Genomic DNA, 17906 nt, shown 5'->3' on the forward strand with positions numbered 1-17906 from the left:
CGCCAAATCCTGCGCAACTGGAGATTGCCTATGCTTAACCGGACAGCAGTGGGCTCGACCCGGCAATCCAGAAGGCGCGCAACGCGCGCCGTCGTTCTTCGCAAGGACTCCTTGCTTTATTTGATACCGCAGTTTTTGCGAAGAGGACGCCGCCTTCGGCGGCTTCTGGACCCCCGGGTCAAGCCCGGGGGTGACGAGTGTTGGGGGAGATGGTGTGCCGGAGAGCACGCGCCGGGGTGACACTTCTGGGTTGGGTGCGCGCAACAAAATTCGTCATTGCGAGGAACACCGAAGGTGTGACGAAGCAATCCAGAAGCGACAAGCGCTGAGTCTGCCGCTTCTGGATTGCTTCGTCGCTGGCGCTCCCCGCAATGACGAATTCGGGTTGGCTGACGCGAGGCGCGGCAACGCCCGCCTGCCCTACCCTTTGCGGCCGTAGCGCCTGAACTTCTCGACATTCAGCGCCATTTCGGCGTCCGGCAGCAGCTCCGGCTGGCCGAGTTGCAGCGCGCGGCAATATTGCGCCGACAGCGTTTCGACTTCATGGGCGAGATGGAGGGCATCCTCGACGCTGGCGCCGATGGCGATCTGGCCGTGATGGGCGAGCAGGCAGGCGCGGCGGTCGGTCAGCGCGGCGACCGCATGGGCGGCGAGCTCGGCCGTGCCGAAGGTCGCATAGGGCGCGCAGCGGATGTCCTTCCCGCCGGCCACCGCCACCATGTAGTGGAAGGCCGGAATGTCGCGCTTCAGCACGGCCAGCACAGTGGCGAAATCGGAATGGGCATGGACGATGCCGCCCGCTTCCGGCCGCGCGCCATAGATGGCGCAATGCATCTGCCATTCGCTGGAAGGCGGGAAGCGGCCCGACAGGACGCGGCCGTCGAGCGCGATCTCGACGATATCGGCCGGGAGAAGATCGGGATAGGCAACGCCCGAGGGCGTGATGAAGACGCGCGCGCCTTCCCGCGCCGAGACGTTGCCGGACATTTGCGGCGAGAGACCGGTGGCAGCGAGATCGAGCGCGGCGTCGATGACGCGCTGCCGCAGCCATGCCTCGTCCGCCGCCGTCATCCGCGCCGCTCCGGATAGAGCGAGAGCAATCCCTCGCGGCTGGCGGCGCAGACGCCGCGTTCGGTGACGAGACCGGTGACGTAACGCGCCGGCGTGACGTCGAAGCCGTAATTGGCAGCCGGGCTGCCCGGCGCCGAAATCCCGACGGTGACGATGTCGCCCTTGTCGGTGCGGCCGGTCATGTGGGTGACCTCGCGCGCATCGCGCTCCTCGATCGGGATCTGCGCGACGCCGTCATCGAGCGTCCAGTCGATGGTGGTGTGGGGCAGCGCGACATAGAAGGGCACGTCGTTGGCATCGGCCGCCAGCGCCTTCAGATAGGTGCCGATCTTGTTCGCAACATCGCCGGTCGCGGTGGTGCGGTCGGTGCCGGTGATGCACATATCGACCTGGCCATGCTGCATCAGATGGCCGCCGGCATTGTCGGGGATGATGGTATGCGGCACGCCGTGCCCGCCCAGCTCGAAGGCGGTCAGCGCCGCGCCCTGGTTGCGCGGCCGCGTCTCGTCGACCCAGACATGGACCGGGATGCCCGCATCATGCGCCATGTAGATCGGCGCCAGCGCGGTGCCCCAGTCGACACAGGCGAGCCAGCCGGCATTGCAATGGGTCAGGATGTTGACGGTGCGGCCGGGCTTGGCCTCGGCGATGCCGCGGATCAGGCGCAGGCCGTTCTCGCCGATCCGGCGGCAGGTCTCGACATCGGCGTCGCAGAGTTGCGCGGCGCAGGCATAGGCGGCTTCGGCCCGCGCATTGGCGCCGACACCCGCGACGGCGGCGCGCATTTGATCGATCGACCAGTGGAGATTGACGGCGGTCGGCCGCGTCGCGCCGAGCATGGCGCAGGCGGCATCGAGCGACGCATCGGACGGATCGGCCCGCAGCGCCAGGCAGATGCCATAGGCCGCGGTGGCGCCGATCAGCGGCGCGCCGCGCACATTCATGTCGCGGATGGCGCGGGCGCAATCCTCGGCGGTTTCGAGCCGGACCAGCGCAAAGCGATGCGGCAGTTGCGTCTGGTCGATGATCTCGACCGACCAGCCATCATCGGCGACGCGGATGGTGCGGTAATGGATGCCGTCGATCTTCATGGGGCCCTTTCTCGCCGCGCGGCGTCAATGGCCTTCGAAGGAACAGAGCGAGAGCACCTCGATGTCGAGCGCCTCGAGGCGCTGGCGGCCGCCCAGATCGGGCAGTTCGATGACGAAGCTCGCCGCCGCGACCCGGCCGCCCGCCCGCGCGATCAGCTTGACCGAAGCCTCGGCCGTGCCGCCGGTCGCGATCAGATCGTCGATCAGCAGCACGCGCGCGCCGGCATCGATGGCGTCGATGTGAATCTCGACCGTGTCGGTGCCGTATTCGAGATCGTATTCCTCGCCGATGGTGGTGAAGGGCAGCTTGCCCTTCTTGCGCACCGGCACGAAACCGAGATTGAGCCGGTGGGCGACGGCGCCGCCGAGAATGAAGCCGCGCGCCTCGATGCCGGCGACGATGTCGAAGGTCGCGCCGTCATGCAGCGCGACCAGCGCGTCGACCGCATTGCGGAAGCCGACCGGATCGCCGAGCAGCGTGGTGATGTCGCGAAACAGGATGCCGGGCTTCGGGTAGTCCGGAATGGTGCGGATGAATTGCTTCACGTCCATATGTCTCCGTTTAATCTTGTTCGGCCGTCTGCCAGCTGTCCGTCCAGCCCGGACTATAACCGTCACGCCCACCCGCCCCTGGGGGCGGGTCGACAAAATTCGAGCGGTACGCGAAGAATTTTTCGGGGCGGGGGCTGCAACTTACGGCATACCCCGCCCCGAAATTTGTTCCGCTAACGCTTCACAAATTTCGACCCTCCCCCAAGGGGAGGGTGGGAAATCTTATCAGAACCGCCCGTCACAACCGACAACCCTCACCCCAGCACCCGGCCGGCGACGGCGTCGAGCTTGCGGACGAGTTCGGGGTCGCGCTTGTCGGGCGCGGTGATCAGCGCGGTATCGAGGACGCGGTCGAGGCCCTGCGGCGAGGGCGTGCGTTCCGGGCCGAAGCTGGTCGCCACGGCGCGGATGACGGCGCGGGCATGGCCGGCATTTTCCTCGAGCACGCGAATGACGTCGGAGACTTCGACATGCGCATGATCGGGATGCCAGCAATCGTAATCGGTGACCATGGCGACCGTCGCGTAGCAGATCTCGGCCTCGCGGGCGAGTTTCGCCTCCGGCATGTTGGTCATGCCGATCACCGAACAGCCCCAGGCGCGGTAGAGCTCGCTTTCGGCCAGCGTCGAGAATTGCGGACCTTCCATGACCATGTAGGTGCCGCCGCGCGTATAGGCGATGTCGTTGTCCTTGCAGGCCGCCTCGATGTGATCGCCAAGGCGCGGGCAGACCGGATGGGCCATCGAGACATGGGCGACGAAGCCCTCGCCGAAGAAACTTTTCTCGCGCGCGAAGCTGCGGTCGATGAACTGGTCGACGATCACGAAATGGCCGGGCGGCAGTTCCTCCTTCAGCGAGCCGACCGCCGAGACCGAGATGATGTCGGTGACGCCGGCGCGCTTCATCACGTCGATATTGGCGCGGTAATTGATGCTGGAGGGCGAATGCGGATGGCCGCGGCCATGGCGCGGCAGAAAGACCATCTCGACCATGCGCCCGTCGCCGATGGGCAGCTCGCCGAAATGCAGCTCGTCGGAGGCCTCGCCCCAGGGCGAGGCGATGCGTTCCCAGCGCTCGTTGCGCAGGCCCGGAAACTCGTAGACGCCGCTGCCGCCGATCACGCCGAGGACGGTCTTTGCCACTGATCTCTCCCGTTCCGCTTACCGTCATGGCCCGGCTTGTCCGGGCCATCCACGTCTTTCTTTCCGAGCGTGGCGCCAAGACGTGGATGGCCCGCATGAAGCGGGCCATGACGACCGGGGTTATGTGTCCCCGTATAACAAACCAGCGCGGCGGCGCCATGAAAAAGGGCTCCCGAAGGAGCCCTTTTCCGTCAATTTCGTGTGACGCCGGTCAGTGCGCGTCGGCCCAGACCTTGCGCATGGCGAACCAGAGCAGGCCGCTCAAGAGTGCCAGATAGATCATCACCTGGAAGCCCATGCGGTGGCGCTGTTCGAGTTTGGGCTCGGCCGTCCACATCAGGAAATGGGTGACGTCGCGCGCCATCTGGTCGACCGTGTTGGGCGTGCCGTCCTCATACTCGACCTGGCCGTCGGAGAGCGGCGCCGGCATGGCCAGCACATGGCCGGGGAAATAGGTGTTGTAGTGCAGGCCCGGCAGCACCTCGAAACCTTCCGGCGCTTCGGTGTAGCCGACCAGCAGCGAATGCAGATAGTTGACCCCGTCCGGCCGCGCCTTGGCGATGACCGAGAGATCGGGCGCTGCAGCACCCATGGCCGCCGCAGCGGCTTCCGGATTGGGATAGGGCGAGGGGAAGCGGTCCTTGGGCTCGCCCGGCCGTTCGAACATTTCGCCCGAACTGTCCGGCCCGTCGACGACGACGATGTCGGCGGCCAGCGCCTTGACCTGGCCTTCGGTGAATTCGGGCCCGCCCGGCTCCATCAGATTGCGGAACCGCACCAGCTCGGCCGAATGGCAGACCGCGCAGACTTCCTTGTAGACCTTGTAGCCACGGCGCAGCGCGTCGCGGTCATAGACGCCGAAGACGCCCTCGAAGGACCATTCGGACTGGATCGGCTTGACCGAGTCGGTCGCGGCTTCGGCCGGTGCGGCCATGAGCGGCAGGCCGAGGGCGGCCGCGGCGGCGAGCGCCAGAAGGCCGGTCTTGCGGGAGATCTGGATCATCTTGTTTTCCACTTTTCCGTCTCCCCTCAACTCTTGTCCGCTTTGCCGCCCAGCACCGAAGCGGCAATGCTTTCGGGCAGCGGTTTCGGCTTCTCGATCAACCCCAGAACGGGGAAGAGAACGAGGAAGTGCAGGAAGTAGTAGATGGTCAGGACGCGCGAGAGATCGGTGACGTCGAAACCGCCATCGCCCACCGCGATCAGGATCTTGTCGGGCGACTGGCCGCCGCAATAGCCCAGCCCGATGCAGGCCGCGACGAAGATCCAGAAGAACTGCTTGTAGAGCGGCCGGAAGCGCGCCGAACGCACTTTCGACGTGTCGAGCCAGGGCAGCACGAAAAGGATCGCGATGGCGGCGAACATCAGCACCACCCCGCCGAGCTTGTCGGGGACCGCGCGCAGGATCGCGTAGAAGGGCAGGAGATACCATTCCGGCACGATATGGGCCGGCGTCACCAGCGGATCGGCGACGATGTAGTTGTCGGGCTCGCCCAGCGCGTTGGGATTGAAGAAGACGAAATAGGCAAAGAGGATCAGGAAGATCGACAGGCCGAAGGCGTCCTTCATCGTCGCATAGGGCGTGAAGGCCACGGTGTCCTTCTTCGGATCCTTGACCTCGATGCCGGCCGGATTGTTCTGCCCCGTCACATGCAGCGCCCAGACGTGAAGGATCACGACGCCGGCGATCAGGAAGGGGAAGAGGTAATGCAGCGAGAAGAAGCGGTTGAGCGTCGGATCGCCGACCGCGAAATCGCCCCAGAGCCAGGTGCGCAAGCTCTCCCCGACCAGCGGGATGGCGCCGAAGAGGTTTGTGATGACGGTGGCGCCCCAGAAGCTCATCTGGCCCCAGGGAAGCACGTAACCGAAGAAGGCGGTCGCCATCATCAGCAGATAGATCAGCACGCCGAGAATCCACAGGACTTCGCGCGGCGCCTTGTAGGAGCCGTAATAGAGACCGCGGAACATGTGGATATAGACCGCGATGAAGAACATCGAGGCGCCGTTGGAATGCACATAGCGGATCAGCCAGCCGTAATTGACGTCGCGCATGATGTGCTCGACGCTGGCAAAGGCCAGTTCCGTGGTCGGGATGTAGTGCATCGCCAGCACGATGCCGGTGACGATCTGGACCGCGAGGCAGAAGCTCAGCACGGCGCCGAAGGTCCACCAGTAGTTGAGGTTCCGCGGCACCGGATAGTCGACGAAACTGTCATTGACCAGCCGCATGATCGGCAGGCGCTCATCCATCCAGCGCGAGAAGCCGTTGCCGGGTGTGTAGGTGCTTTGATGGCTCATCTTTTTATGCCCCTCAGCCGATCTGAATTCTGGAATCGGACACGAATTCGTAAGGCGGCACTTCGAGATTGGTCGGCGCCGGGCCTTTGCGGATGCGGCCGGAGGTGTCGTAGACCGAGCCGTGACAGGGGCAGAAATAACCGTCGAATTCGCCGCGATAGGACAGCGGCACGCAACCCAGATGCGTGCAGACGCCGATCACCACCAGCCACTTCTTGTCGATCTCGCCCGAGGGACCCGGACGCAGGCGATCGACATCGGCTTGAGGGTCGGGCAGCGTCGCGACATCGACGCTTTCGGCGGCGGCGATCTCGGCTTCGGTCCGGTGACGGATGAAGACCGGCTTGCCGCGCCATTTGAAGGTGTTTTCCTGGCCTTCCGGAATGTTCGAGATGTCGACCTCGATCGACGCCAGCGCCAGAACCGAGGCGTCGGGGTTCATCTGGTCGATCAGCGGCCAGACGGCATAGGCCGCGCCGACGGCAGCGAAGGATCCGGTAGCTACATAGAGAAAATCGCGCCTGGTCGGCTCGACCGCGTGGGTTTGTGCCACGGTTCAGGTCTCCTCGTTGAATAGCGGCAACGGGGTGGAAGACACCCGTCACTTCGAGCGAAAGACCGACGAATCCCCTGCTTTCGCCCCGTGCATTGCGTGGTTTTGTGGCATCCAATCGGAGCATTGTCCAGCCCCGCCGCACCTGTGGCAGGATGACGCATCGCCGCATGTCGAATTGACGCGCGCGGCGCCGTTCGGGCACGCCGGAAGACGGCTCCCACCCTTCCCGTCAAAGGTCTCCGATGCGCCTTGCGCTCCATGAACCGGACATTCCGCAAAACGCCGGCACGCTGATCCGGCTGGGCGCCTGTCTCGGCGTGCCGGTCGACATCATCGAGCCTTGCGGCTTTCCCTGGTCGGACCGCGACCTGAAGCGCGCGGCGATGGATTACGGTGCACTGGCCGAGGTGACGCGGCATGATTCGTGGGCGCATTTCACGGCCGCCCGCCCGGCCGGGGCGCGGCTGGTGCTGCTGACCACCAAAGCACATCAAAGTTTTGTGGATTTCAGCTTCGCCCCCACCGACATCCTGCTGGTCGGCCGCGAAAGCGCCGGCGTGCCCGAGGCGGTCCACCGCGCCGCCGATGCGCGGCTGCTGATTCCGATGCGCCCGCCGGCCCGCTCGCTCAACATGGCGGTCGCCGCCGCCATGGTGCTGTCGGAAGCGCTGCGCCAGACGGCGGGCTTTCCGGCCGCCGCAAGATGAGGGGTGAAGCGCGCGCGGCGGACGGCTAAAAGAGGCCCGTCACCGTCCAACGAAAGTATGCCCGCCCCATGACCGAGACCGAGGAAAGAAAGACGCACGCCGCCCGCTGGTTCCGCGAATTGCGCGACCTGATCTGCGCCGAGTTCGAAAAGCTGGAAGACGAGTTGACCGGCACCTTCGCGGACCGCCCGGCCGGGCGTTTCGTGCGCACGCCCTGGAAACGCGGCGACGGATCGAAGGATGAGGGCGGCGGCGAGATGTCGGTGATGCAGGGCCGCGTCTTCGAGAAGGTCGGCGTCCACATCTCGACCGTTTTCGGCGAATTCTCCGAGGACTTCCGCAAGCAGATGCCGGGGGCCGACGAGGATCCGCGCTTCTGGGCGAGCGGCATTTCGCTGATCGCACATATGCAGAACCCGCGCGTGCCGGCCGTGCACATGAACACGCGCCATGTCGTGACGACCAAGGCCTGGTTCGGCGGCGGCGGCGACCTGACGCCGGTGCTCGATCAGCAGCGCCGCGCCGATCATCCGGACACGGTCGATTTCCACGCGGCGATGAAACGCGCCTGCGACGCGCATGACGCCGGCTATTATCCGCGCTTCAGGAAATGGTGCGACGAATATTTCTTCCTGCCCCACCGCAACGAACCGCGCGGCACCGGCGGCATCTTCTACGATCACCTCAACAGCGGCGACTGGGACAGGGACTTCGCCTTCACGCAAGGCGTGGGCCGCGCCTTTCTCGACATCTATCCGCAGCTCGTCCGCCGCCACATGAACGAGAGCTGGAGCGAGGCCGAGCGCGAGGAACAGCTGATCCGGCGCGGGCGCTATGTCGAGTTCAACCTGCTCTATGACCGCGGCACGACCTTCGGCCTCAAGACCGGCGGCAATGTCGATGCGATCCTGTCGTCGATGCCGCCGATGGTGAAGTGGCCGTAAGGGGTCAGACGGCCTTGGAGTGCCTTGCCGCGCCCTGCCCCAGATAGCTGTCGAAGACGGCGCAGACGGCGCGCACCAGCGGGCGCCCGTCCTCGGTGACGGCGAGGCGGCTGCCCTCGCGGCGGATCAGGCCGTCGGCCTCGAGCGGCGCGAGGTGCGCGAGTTCGGCTGAAAAATCCTCGGCCCGCGCGCCATGCAGCGCCGCCACCTCATCGAGATCGACCGCCATGTCGCACATCAGCCGGTCGATGACGGCGCGGCGCAGGCGGTCCTCGCCCGTCACCGCGATACCGCGCGTCACCGGCAGGCGGCCGGCGCGGACGCAAGCCTTGTAGCGGTCGATCGCCAGCTCGTTGGCGACATAGCCCTGCGGCAGCGCGCCGATCGCCGAGGCGCCGAAGCCGATCAGCGCCGGCGCGGCATCGGTGGTGTAGCCCTGGAAATTGCGCTGCAGCCGTCCCGCGCCCAGCGCCTGCGCCATCGCATCGTCGGGCAGCGCGAAATGGTCGAGCCCGATCGCGACATAGCCATGGGCGGCAAGCCGCTGCGATGCGGCCTCGTATTGCGCCCAGCGCTCGGCGATGCCGGGCAGCGCATCTTCGGGAATGAGCTTCTGATGCGGCTTCATCCAGGGCACATGTGCATAGCCGAACAGCGCGATGCGCGCCGGGCGCAGCGCCGCCGCCTTGTCGACCGTGTCGAGCAGGCTCGCCACCGTCTGGTACGGCAACCCGTAGCAGAGATCCATGTTGATGGCCGAAATGCCGGCCGCGCGCAGCCAGCCGATGACGGCCGCCGTCATCTCATGCGGCTGGATGCGGTTGATCGCGCGCTGCACGCGCGGATCGAAATCCTGCACGCCGACGGAAGCCCGCGTGACGCCGGCCCGCGCCATCGCCGCGACATAATCGGCATTGGCCGTGCGCGGATCGAGCTCGACCGCGATCTCGGCATCGAGCGCGACATTGTAGTATTCGCGCAAGGCCGCCAGCGTGCGGCCGAAATCGCCGGGCGTCAGCAGCGTCGGGCTGCCGCCGCCGAAATGGATGTGATTGACCAGCATCCGCCCCGGCAGGCGCCGCGCGACCAGCCGCGTCTCGTCGAGCATCGCTTCGAGATAATCGGCGACCGGCGCATATTTGCGCGTCGCCTTGGTGTGGCAGCCGCAGAACCAGCACATCTCGGCGCAATAGGCGACATGGAGATAGAGCGACAGCGGCAGCGCCGGATCGAGACCGCCGAGCCAGGCTTCGTAGCGCGCGCCATCGACCGCGGGGCCGAAATGCGGCGCCGTCGGGTAGGAGGTGTAACGCGGGACCCGGAGGTCGTATCGTTCGATGAAATCGCTGCGCATGGCAAAAGGCTAGGCGCGGGCGCGCGCCCGCGGCAATCCGCGCAAATGCCGCAGCCGGGCGGCAGATGGTCGCGGGACCCTCTACTCCTCCAGGGCGATGACGCCGCGCAGCAATTGCTGCAGCGTGCCCTTCGGCGCGAAATCCCAGTCGCCGCCATAGACGATGTCGTCGACCGCCCAGCGCCCGTCGGCGGCCACCAGCACGACGCGGTCGGTCCATTGCACCGGCTGCTCGGGCGCGTCGTGAACCAGCAGCACGTCGCAGGTCACTGTCGCGTCGTCGGCTTCGCATTTGCCGATCTCATAGGCCGTCGCGCCTTCGAAGAGCGAGGAGAAGACGTCGCCCTGCAGATAGGGCGGTTCGCTGTTGCCGGTGCGCACGGCATGGCGGCGCTCGGCCTCGCCGGCCTGCGCGATCAGGCTGTCGAGCATCGGCGAGATCGAGCCGCGCAGCCGCGTGCGGAAATCGCCGACCGGCACCCCGCCGGTGCGTTCGCTGAGACTGATGTCGTAGAAGACGGCGGCGGCCTTGGCCGCGTCGTTCTCGGAAGCGCTGTCGCCGCAGGCGGCCAGCGGCAGGAGGAGCAGCAGGGAAACGAGGACGATCCGCATGTCGAAATATTCTCTCAATAGACGGTGGCCTGCACGATCGCCTTCAGCCGTTCGATGATCGAGAATTCGTCCTCGATGAAATCGCTGTCGATCCACCATTCCTCGACCTCGTCGCGCACGCGGCCGATCTCCGGGCCTTCGGGCACGCCGGCCGCCTTGATCATCTCGCCGGTCAGGGGCAGCACCGGCCGCTCCCAGCTGTCGGCCATGGCCAAGAGCGCCCGCCACTGAAAGGCATTGTGGCCGCGCCGGTCGTCGGCCCAGCCGAGCGAAACGCGATCCTTGAACAGTTCGAGGCCCATCGTGTAGAGCGCGCGGCGCACCTCGCGCATCGACAGGTAGCAGACGATCTTGGTGCGGTCGGTCAGCATCCGCGTCAGCCGCTCGCGCTCGCGGTTGGAGAGCCGGAGCCGCGATGCCAGCGCCGCGACGCCGGCCTGATCGAGATCGAGCATCGCGCCGAGGCGCAGGATCGGATCGGCTTGCGCACGGAAGAGCTGCGTCGTCTCGATCTCGACCAGATGTTCGAAACGGTCGAGACGGGTCGCCTCGGGCAGCACGATCGAGAGAATGCCGGCCGCCGCCATCTGGCGGAACGCCGCCGGTCCGTTGTCGGCCGCCGCGATCTTCAGCAGCTCGTCGCGCACCCGTTCGCCCGAAAGCTGCTTCAGCCCCGCGCGCTCTTCGGCACAGGCGCGCAGACCGGCCGGGTCGGGCTCGCCCTTGCCGTACCAGGCGTGAAAGCGGAAGAAGCGCAGGATGCGCAGATAATCCTCGCGGATACGTTCATGCGCATCGCCGATGAAGCGGACGCGCCGCGCCGCGATGTCCTCGCGTCCGCCCAGCGGATCGTGGATGGTGCCGTCGGCGTCGCAATAGAGCGCATTGATGGTGAAATCGCGGCGCTGCGCATCGGTCAGCCAGTCGCCGGTGAAGGCGACATCGGCGCGCCGCCCGTCGGTCGCCACATCGGCCCGCAGCGTCGTGATCTCGAAGCGGCGGCTGGCCGTGACGGCGGTGACCGTGCCGTGATCGATGCCGGTCGGCACCGTCTTGATGCCCCGGGCCGCCAGCAGGGCCATCACGCGCTCGGGCGTCTCGGTGGTGGCAATGTCGATATCGGAGACCGGTTCGCGCATCAGCACGTTGCGGACCGCGCCGCCGACCACGCGGGCGCTGCCGCCTTCGGCCGCCAGCGCCGCCAGCACCGCGCTGGTGTCCGGCGCGCTCAGCCATTCGGCGCGGGCCAATTCGCGGCTCTGGTCCTTCTCGGCACTCATTCTTTCAAACTCCGGCAATGCTGTCGCGGTCCCTCAGATATAGGACGGGCGGGCCCGTCTGTCTGCCCCGGTCTTCGCGCGGGCCGTCAGGCGCCGTAGAGACGGTCATACATGTTCTTCAGCATGCCCGCCGTCGCGCCCCAGATGTAATGGCCATTATAGGGCATTGCATAATATTCGCGCCGCTTGCCGCGCCAGACCGCGCTGTGGCGCTTGTGGTTGGCCGGATCCATCAGGAAATCGAACGGCACCTCGAAGGCCTCGGCGACCTCATGCGGCGAAATCGTCAGGCTGAAGCCCGGCGTGACGAAGGCCACCACCGGCAGGATGCGGAAGCCGGTGCCGGTCTCATAGGCGTCGAGATAGCCGGCGACATCGACATGGGCGCGGGCAAGGCCGACTTCCTCCTCGGCCTCGCGCAAGGCCGCCTCGGCCGGGGTCTCGCCCGGGTCGATCTTGCCGCCCGGAAAGGCGACCTGGCCCGAATGGGTGCCGAGATGGTCGGCGCGGCGGGTCAGCAGCACATGGGCCCCGTGCGCATGCTCGACGACCGGCACCAGCACGGCGGCGGCCCGGAGCGCCGGCCGCTCATGCGGCTCGACCCAGACATCCGTGTCGGGCGGATTGAGATCATGGTCGCCCCGCAGCCGCGGCACGCCGCCGGGCGCCAGCAGGGCGCTGACCGGCGGCGGCTCCCGGTCGGTGCGGGAAAGGATGCGGCTTCGATAGCTGTCCATGCCGGCGGGCCTAGAAGGCCATCTCCTCGGCCCGCATGAAGGGCCAGAAGATGCCGCCCGACCAGACCCCGAACCAGCGCGCGCCTTCATGCTCCTCCTCGACGCCGAGTTCAACCAGATCGTAGAAGACGGCACGGTTGATCAGCGCCTCGAGCCGGGCCCGCACATGAACATAAGGTGCGGGCTCGCCGGTCTCGGCATCGATCTCGAAACGCATCGGATGGTCGGGCCCGGCGACCGTCTCGTCGCCGACATTGGTGGTGAAGGTCAGGCGCTGGTCGCGGCCTTCGCCCTCGACTTTCATCGCCACCGCGAGGAACGGCGCGTCGTCGACCGTGATGCCGACCTTCTCGACCGGCGTCACCAGATAGAATTTCCCGTCCTCGTCATGCCGCAGGACGGTCGAGAAGAGGCGCACCAGGCGCGCGCGGCCGATCGGCGTCCCCATGTAGTACCAGGTGCCGTCGCGCGCGATGCGCATGTCGAGATCGCCGCAGAAGGGCGGATTCCACTTGTGGACCGGCGGCAATCCGCGTGCCTTTTTGCCCTCGGCCTCGGCCACCGCCAAGCCCTTCAATCCACCCGGCGCACTGCCGGCCTCGGATTTCCCGGGCCCATTCGCGCTCTTTCCGGTCGCCCCGGTCATATTTCTTCCGTCCTCCCGGCAAGTTGAAGCCGATTTGCTGCCGCAGACCGGCGATTCCGGCCATATTATCGTCACGAAGCCCCACGCCAATGGCGGCGCGGGCACAAGCGCGACATGCGGCAGATACGGTATATGTAGGTCAATGCAGACACTCAGTGAAGCGGACGGCACTGCCGTCGAGGAAATCGAGGCCACCGGCGCCAGAATCGCGGCGGCGCGCGAGGCCATCGGCGAGGTGATTTACGGCCAGGAGCAGGTGATCGACCAGACGCTGGTGACGGTTCTGGCAGGCGGCCACGCGTTGCTGGTCGGCGTGCCGGGCCTGGCCAAGACCCTGCTGGTCCATACGATGGGCCAGGTGCTGGGCCTCGACGACAAGCGCGTGCAGTTCACGCCCGATCTGATGCCGGCCGACATTCTGGGCTCGGAAGTGCTGGAGGAAAGCGATCAGGGCCATCGCAGCTTCCGCTTCATCAAGGGGCCGGTCTTCTGCCAGTTGCTGATGGCCGACGAAATCAACCGCGCCAGCCCGCGCACCCAGTCGGCGCTCCTGCAGGCAATGCAGGAAAAGCATGTAACGGTGGCCGGCGTGCGCTACGAATTGCCGGCGCCTTTCCACGTCCTGGCGACGCAGAACCCGCTCGAACAGGAAGGCACCTATCCGTTGCCCGAGGCGCAGCTCGACCGCTTCCTGATGCAGGTCGATGTCGACTATCCCAATCTCGAAGCCGAGCGCCGCATGCTGCTGGCCACCACCGGCGAAAAGACCGTGACGGCGCGCGCTGCCATGAGCGTCGAAGACCTGATGGCCGCGCAGCGCCTGGTGCGCCGCGTGCCGGTGGGCGAGAAGGTGGTCAATGCGATTCTCGAACTGGTGCGCTCGGCACGGCCCGAAGAAGGCGCCTCGACGGAAGTCGAACGCCATGTCGCCTGGGGTCCCGGCCCCCGCGCCAGCCAGGCATTGATGCTGGCGGTGCGCGCCCGCGCGCTGATCGACGGGCGCTTTTCGCCCTCGGTCGAGGATGTGACGGCCCTGGCTGCGCCCGTGCTGCGACATCGCATGGCCCTGAACTTCTCGGCCCGCGCCGAAGGCGTCACGGTGTCGGGCGTGATCGACAGGCTGTGCCGCAATTTCAGCTGAATGCGAGTGAGAGCGATGCGCCTTCCCGGATCACCGGCTGCCCCGTCGGGCGCGACCGGCCTGCGCGAGCAGGCCGAGGCGCTGGCCGAGGTCATGCCGCCCCTGGCGACGGAAGCCGAGCATGTCGCCTCGACGGTTGCGCAGGGCGTGCATGGACGCCGTCGCATCGGAATGGGCGAAACCTTCTGGCAGTTCCGGCGCTTCCGCGAAGGCGACACGGCTTCTTCGGTCGACTGGCGGCATTCGGCGCGCTCGGCGCATCTGTTCGTGCGCGAGACCGAGCGCGAGGCCGCCGAGAGCATCTGGATCTGGCGCGACGGCTCGGCCTCGATGGACTACGCCTCCGACCTTGCGCCCTGCACGAAGAAGGATCGCGCGACGGTGCTGGCACTGGCGCTTTCCTCCCTGCTGGTGCAGGGCGGCGAAAGCGTTGCCTTGCTGGGCGGCGGCTTCGCGCCGATGAACGGACGCGCCGCACAGCGACGGATGGCGCATGCACTGCTTGACGCACCGGTCGACCACGAGGCGATGAGGTTCGAAAGCCTGCCGCCGCCCGAGCATCTGCCGCGCTATGCGCAGATCGTCCTGATCGGCGATTTTCTCTCGCCCGCCGAAGACATCGCCACCCGCATCAAGGGCTATGCAGCGGAGGGTGTGCGCGGCCATCTGATCCAGGTTCTCGATCCGGCAGAGGAAGACCTGCCCTTTTCGGGCCGCACCGAATTCGAAGGCGTCGAGGACGACATGCGCCTGATGGTCGGGCGCGCGCAGAATCTGCGCGAGGCCTATCGCCAGCGCCTCGACATCCATCGCAATCGCATCATGGACGTGGCGCGGCGGATCAATTTCACTTTTGCGACGCATCGCACCGACCGCGTTCCACAAACGGCGCTGCTGGCGCTCTATGCCGCCCTGTCGGGCGCCATCGAGGCGCGCAAACCGCCGCGCCCGGGCATCTGATCATGCTGCAGTTCGGTCCCCTCGCCTTTGCCGCCCCGTGGATGCTGATCGGCCTCGCCGCGCTGCCGGCCATATGGTGGCTGTTGCGCATCAGCCCGCCGCTGCCCAAGCGCATACGCTTTCCGGCGATCCGGCTGCTGGCCGGCCTCGTCCGCGAGGAAGAAACCCCGGCCCATACGCCGCTCTGGCTGCTGATTCTGCGCCTGACAATCGCCGCGCTGATCGTGCTGGCGCTGGCCCAGCCGGTCTGGAACCCGGCAGAGCGTCTTGCCGGCGCGGGCCCGCTTCTCATCGTCGTCGACAATGGCTGGACCGCTGCGGCCCGCTGGAGCGACCGCCGAACGACGATGGATGGACTGATCGCCGATGCCGGACGCAACAATCAGCCCGTTCTGCTTGTCGGCACGGCGCCCACCGTCAGCGCACCGGAACTGAATTTCGAAGCGGCGGACGCTGCCGCCGCGCGCGCCCGCGCGATGCAGCCGCAGCCGATCGCACCGGACCGGGCCGCCCTGGCGTCGCATCTCGAAGCCGCCGCGACGCTGGCCGCAGGCAATACCCGGATCTTCTGGATCGCCGACGGCATCGAACACGGTCAAGGCGCTGCCTTTTCGCGCCGTCTCGCGGCCATCGCCGGCACCGCCGGCCTGACCCTGATCGAACCCACCGCCGATGCCCGCGCGCTGGCGTTGCTTTCGCCGCAAACGGCGGACCATGCCTTCACCGCAACGGTCATGCGCGCAGGCCAGGTCAACACAGCGGAAGGCGCCGTGCGCGCCTTGAACGAGGAAGGCGGCATTCTTGGCGAAGCGAGCTATCGTTTTGCCGACGGCGAGATGCGCGCCGAAGCCGGGTTCGACCTGCCGCTCGAATTGCGCAATCGTATCGCCCGCCTCGAAATTGCCGGCGAGACATCGGCCGGCGCCGTCGTACTGACAGACAAGAGCTGGCGGCGGCACAGCGCCGGCATCGTCTCCGGCGCATCGCTGGAGGAGGCGCAACCGCTGCTGTCGGACATCTACTATCTGCGCCGCGCCCTCGCCCCCTTTGCCGAATTGCGCGAGGCCGCCAGCGGCGAACAGAGCCAGATCGGGACGCTGCTCGATACACCGCTTTCGGTCCTGGTTCTGGCCGATCTCGGCACATTGCCGACCACAGACTATCAACGCGTTCGTCAATGGGTTGAAGCAGGTGGCATGCTGATCCGCTTTGCCGGACCCCGTCTTGCCGAACGGAGCGACGATCTGGTGCCCGTGCCGCTGCGCAGTGGCGGCCGCGCCCTGGGCGGTGCCCTGTCGTGGAGCGAACCGCAGCGCCTCGCCCCCTTCGAGCCCGGCAGTCCGTTCCACGGCATCGACCTGCCCGAAGACGTGACCGTCATGCGCCAGGTGCTGGCCGAGCCCGCGCCCGATCTGGACAACCGGACATGGGCGCGGCTCCAGGACGGCACACCGCTGGTCACCGCATCGAAGCGCGGCAACGGTACCATCGTGCTCTTTCATGTAACCGCCAACAGCGACTGGTCGAACCTGGCGCTGTCCGGGCTCTTTGTCGAAATGCTCCGGCGAACGGTGGCGCTGTCGCAAGGTTTCACCGCCGCTGCCGGCGACGGCCCCGACGGGCCGCGCCGCTCGAGCGAAATGCTGAGCCCCGTCGCAACGCTGGACGGGTTCGGCCGCCTTGGCGCACCGCCCGCAACCGCGACCGCCATTCAGGCCATCCGCTTCGACGATGTCGAGCGCGGCCCCCGCCATCCGCCCGGCCTCTATGGCCCGCCCGATGCGCCGCGGGCGCTCAACCTTGTGACGCCGGCACTGTCCCTGACACCGCTTGTCGAAACGCCGGGCGTCGCCGAGCGCCGGGGCTTCGTCGGCAATGCCGAAATGCGCCTCGCCGCCTTCGCATTCGCGCTGGCGCTGGTCCTTGTCGTCCTCGACACCGTCGCCGCGCTCTGGATGACGGGTCTTTTCGAGGCCGAGAAGATCAGGCGTCGCCGGTTCGGCGCCCGAATCCTGCCGTCACTGACGGCGGCGCTCCTGCTGCTCCCGGCATCCGGTGCCGACGCACAGGGCAATGCCGACGCCTTTGCGCTCGCCGCATCGCTTGAAACACGGCTCGCCTATGTCATTACCGGCGACCGCGAGACCGATGAGGTGAGCGCGGCGGGTCTGGCGGGCTTGAGCCGCGTATTGCGCATGCGCACCGCGCTCGAACCCGGCGAACCGATGGGCGTCGACCCGATGCGCGACGAACTCGCCTTCTTTCCGATCCTCTACTGGCCGATGACCGCGAGTCAGGAGAACCTGCCGCCCGAAGCGCTGGCCCGGATCGACACCTACATGAAGAACGGCGGCACCATTCTGTTCGACACACGCGATCAGGACCGGGCGATTGTCGGAACGCTGACGCCCGGCACGATGACGCTGCGCCGTTTGCTGGGCCAACTCGACCTGCCGGCCATCGAGCCCCTGTCCGACGATCATGTGCTGACCAAGTCCTTCTACCTGATGCACAGTTTTCCGGGCCGCTGGGATGGCGGCCAGATCTGGGTCGAGGCGACCGCCGGCCGCGACGCGGGCCGCACCAATGACGGCGTTTCGACCATCGTCGTCGGCTCCAACGACTACGCAGCCGCCTGGGCGCGCAACGCAGCGGGAAGGCCGCTCTACCCGGTCAGCCCCGGCGGCGAGCGCCAGCGCGAAATGGCCGACCGCTTCGGCGTCAATCTCGTGATGTATGCGCTGACCGGCAACTACAAGGCCGACCAGGTGCATGTCCCTGCTCTTCTCGAGCGTCTCGGTCAGTAGGAGACGCA

The 17906-nt window shown here is 66.9% G+C and carries 17 protein-coding genes; 5 read left to right on the forward strand and 12 right to left on the reverse strand.

Going from position 1 to position 17906, the window contains the following annotated elements; translation table 11 throughout:
* Nucleotides 1-420: 420 nt before the first annotated feature.
* The 7 genes from AAC071_RS04170 to petA form a co-directional block, all read right to left on the reverse strand.
* Nucleotides 421-1071 (reverse strand): class II aldolase/adducin family protein, encoded by a 651-nt coding sequence (locus tag AAC071_RS04170; protein WP_339830347.1) that lies wholly within the window; start codon nucleotides 1069-1071, stop codon nucleotides 421-423.
* On the reverse strand, nucleotides 1068-2162 hold the full coding sequence (gene mtnA, locus AAC071_RS04175; RefSeq protein ID WP_339830350.1) for an S-methyl-5-thioribose-1-phosphate isomerase: 1095 nt from the start codon (nucleotides 2160-2162) through the stop codon (nucleotides 1068-1070). The genes AAC071_RS04170 and mtnA overlap by 4 nt, the downstream gene beginning before the upstream one ends.
* 24 nt (nucleotides 2163-2186) lie before the next feature.
* Nucleotides 2187-2714 carry an adenine phosphoribosyltransferase gene (locus AAC071_RS04180; protein ID WP_339830353.1) on the reverse strand — a complete coding sequence of 176 codons (528 nt, stop codon included), beginning with the start codon at nucleotides 2712-2714 and terminating at the stop codon, nucleotides 2187-2189.
* A 254-nt stretch (nucleotides 2715-2968) separates the two neighbouring features.
* Nucleotides 2969-3856 (reverse strand): S-methyl-5'-thioadenosine phosphorylase, encoded by an 888-nt coding sequence (locus tag AAC071_RS04185; protein ID WP_339830356.1) that lies wholly within the window; start codon nucleotides 3854-3856, stop codon nucleotides 2969-2971.
* 211 nt (nucleotides 3857-4067) lie between these two features.
* Entirely contained in the window at nucleotides 4068-4871 is an 804-nt protein-coding gene (locus tag AAC071_RS04190; RefSeq protein WP_339830359.1) for a cytochrome c1, read from the reverse strand.
* Nucleotides 4872-4885: 14 nt separating this feature from the next.
* Nucleotides 4886-6154: a cytochrome b N-terminal domain-containing protein gene (locus AAC071_RS04195; RefSeq protein WP_339830363.1), complete on the reverse strand. Its 1269-nt coding sequence runs from the start codon at nucleotides 6152-6154 to the stop codon at nucleotides 4886-4888.
* A gap of 13 nt (nucleotides 6155-6167) precedes the next feature.
* A complete protein-coding gene (gene petA, locus AAC071_RS04200; RefSeq protein WP_339830366.1) occupies nucleotides 6168-6707 on the reverse strand; it encodes a ubiquinol-cytochrome c reductase iron-sulfur subunit in 540 nt (179 codons plus the stop codon).
* A 245-nt stretch (nucleotides 6708-6952) separates the two neighbouring features.
* Between petA and AAC071_RS04205 the strand changes: the two genes are divergently transcribed.
* Together AAC071_RS04205 and hemF are read left to right on the forward strand one after the other, a co-directional pair.
* Nucleotides 6953-7417 carry a tRNA (cytidine(34)-2'-O)-methyltransferase gene (locus AAC071_RS04205; protein ID WP_339830369.1) on the forward strand — a complete coding sequence of 155 codons (465 nt, stop codon included), beginning with the start codon at nucleotides 6953-6955 and terminating at the stop codon, nucleotides 7415-7417.
* A 68-nt stretch (nucleotides 7418-7485) separates the two neighbouring features.
* Nucleotides 7486-8361, forward strand: coding sequence for an oxygen-dependent coproporphyrinogen oxidase (gene hemF / locus AAC071_RS04210; RefSeq protein WP_339830372.1), 876 nt, complete (start codon nucleotides 7486-7488; stop codon nucleotides 8359-8361).
* A 4-nt stretch (nucleotides 8362-8365) separates the two neighbouring features.
* Here the strand turns inward: hemF and hemN are convergent, their stop codons facing one another.
* The 5 genes from hemN to AAC071_RS04235 form a co-directional block, all read right to left on the reverse strand.
* Nucleotides 8366-9715 carry an oxygen-independent coproporphyrinogen III oxidase gene (gene hemN, locus AAC071_RS04215; RefSeq protein WP_339830375.1) on the reverse strand — a complete coding sequence of 450 codons (1350 nt, stop codon included), beginning with the start codon at nucleotides 9713-9715 and terminating at the stop codon, nucleotides 8366-8368.
* 81 nt (nucleotides 9716-9796) lie between these two features.
* Entirely contained in the window at nucleotides 9797-10327 is a 531-nt protein-coding gene (locus AAC071_RS04220) for a hypothetical protein (protein ID WP_339830378.1), read from the reverse strand.
* 14 nt (nucleotides 10328-10341) lie between these two features.
* On the reverse strand, nucleotides 10342-11607 hold the full coding sequence (locus tag AAC071_RS04225; RefSeq protein WP_339830381.1) for a CCA tRNA nucleotidyltransferase: 1266 nt from the start codon (nucleotides 11605-11607) through the stop codon (nucleotides 10342-10344).
* 86 nt (nucleotides 11608-11693) lie between these two features.
* Nucleotides 11694-12344 (reverse strand): CoA pyrophosphatase, encoded by a 651-nt coding sequence (locus AAC071_RS04230; RefSeq protein WP_339830383.1) that lies wholly within the window; start codon nucleotides 12342-12344, stop codon nucleotides 11694-11696.
* Between the two features lie 10 nt (nucleotides 12345-12354).
* On the reverse strand, nucleotides 12355-12990 hold the full coding sequence (locus AAC071_RS04235; protein WP_339830386.1) for a DUF1285 domain-containing protein: 636 nt from the start codon (nucleotides 12988-12990) through the stop codon (nucleotides 12355-12357).
* Between the two features lie 142 nt (nucleotides 12991-13132).
* Here AAC071_RS04235 and AAC071_RS04240 point away from each other — a divergent pair, with 142 nt between their 5' ends.
* From AAC071_RS04240 to AAC071_RS04250, 3 genes are read left to right on the forward strand one after another with little or no spacing between them, the layout of a single operon-like run.
* Entirely contained in the window at nucleotides 13133-14131 is a 999-nt protein-coding gene (locus AAC071_RS04240; RefSeq protein WP_339830389.1) for a MoxR family ATPase, read from the forward strand.
* A gap of 15 nt (nucleotides 14132-14146) precedes the next feature.
* The gene (locus tag AAC071_RS04245; RefSeq protein ID WP_339830392.1) at nucleotides 14147-15091 is read left to right on the forward strand and encodes a DUF58 domain-containing protein; all 945 of its coding nucleotides are present in this window, start codon (nucleotides 14147-14149) and stop codon (nucleotides 15089-15091) included.
* Nucleotides 15092-15093: 2 nt separating this feature from the next.
* Complete coding sequence (locus tag AAC071_RS04250) at nucleotides 15094-17898, forward strand: DUF4159 domain-containing protein (RefSeq protein WP_339830395.1); 2805 nt, start codon at nucleotides 15094-15096, stop codon at nucleotides 17896-17898.
* The last annotated feature ends 8 nt before the right edge of the window (nucleotides 17899-17906 follow it).

Source organism: uncultured Parvibaculum sp. (assembly GCF_963975745.1).
Lineage (GTDB): Bacteria > Pseudomonadota > Alphaproteobacteria > Parvibaculales > Parvibaculaceae > Parvibaculum.

Coding starts and splice junctions, on each gene's coding strand:
- AAC071_RS04170 (WP_339830347.1), bottom strand. CDS start 1,071: ATGACGGCGGCGGACGAGGCATGGCTGCGGCAGCGCGTCATCGACGCC.
- mtnA (WP_339830350.1), bottom strand. CDS start 2,162: ATGAAGATCGACGGCATCCATTACCGCACCATCCGCGTCGCCGATGAT.
- AAC071_RS04180 (WP_339830353.1), bottom strand. CDS start 2,714: ATGGACGTGAAGCAATTCATCCGCACCATTCCGGACTACCCGAAGCCC.
- AAC071_RS04195 (WP_339830363.1), bottom strand. CDS start 6,154: ATGAGCCATCAAAGCACCTACACACCCGGCAACGGCTTCTCGCGCTGG.
- AAC071_RS04205 (WP_339830369.1), top strand. CDS start 6,953: ATGCGCCTTGCGCTCCATGAACCGGACATTCCGCAAAACGCCGGCACG.
- hemF (WP_339830372.1), top strand. CDS start 7,486: ATGACCGAGACCGAGGAAAGAAAGACGCACGCCGCCCGCTGGTTCCGC.
- hemN (WP_339830375.1), bottom strand. CDS start 9,715: ATGCGCAGCGATTTCATCGAACGATACGACCTCCGGGTCCCGCGTTAC.
- AAC071_RS04220 (WP_339830378.1), bottom strand. CDS start 10,327: ATGCGGATCGTCCTCGTTTCCCTGCTGCTCCTCCTGCCGCTGGCCGCC.
- AAC071_RS04225 (WP_339830381.1), bottom strand. CDS start 11,607: ATGAGTGCCGAGAAGGACCAGAGCCGCGAATTGGCCCGCGCCGAATGG.
- AAC071_RS04230 (WP_339830383.1), bottom strand. CDS start 12,344: ATGGACAGCTATCGAAGCCGCATCCTTTCCCGCACCGACCGGGAGCCG.
- AAC071_RS04235 (WP_339830386.1), bottom strand. CDS start 12,990: ATGACCGGGGCGACCGGAAAGAGCGCGAATGGGCCCGGGAAATCCGAG.
- AAC071_RS04240 (WP_339830389.1), top strand. CDS start 13,133: ATGCAGACACTCAGTGAAGCGGACGGCACTGCCGTCGAGGAAATCGAG.
- AAC071_RS04245 (WP_339830392.1), top strand. CDS start 14,147: ATGCGCCTTCCCGGATCACCGGCTGCCCCGTCGGGCGCGACCGGCCTG.
- AAC071_RS04250 (WP_339830395.1), top strand. CDS start 15,094: ATGCTGCAGTTCGGTCCCCTCGCCTTTGCCGCCCCGTGGATGCTGATC.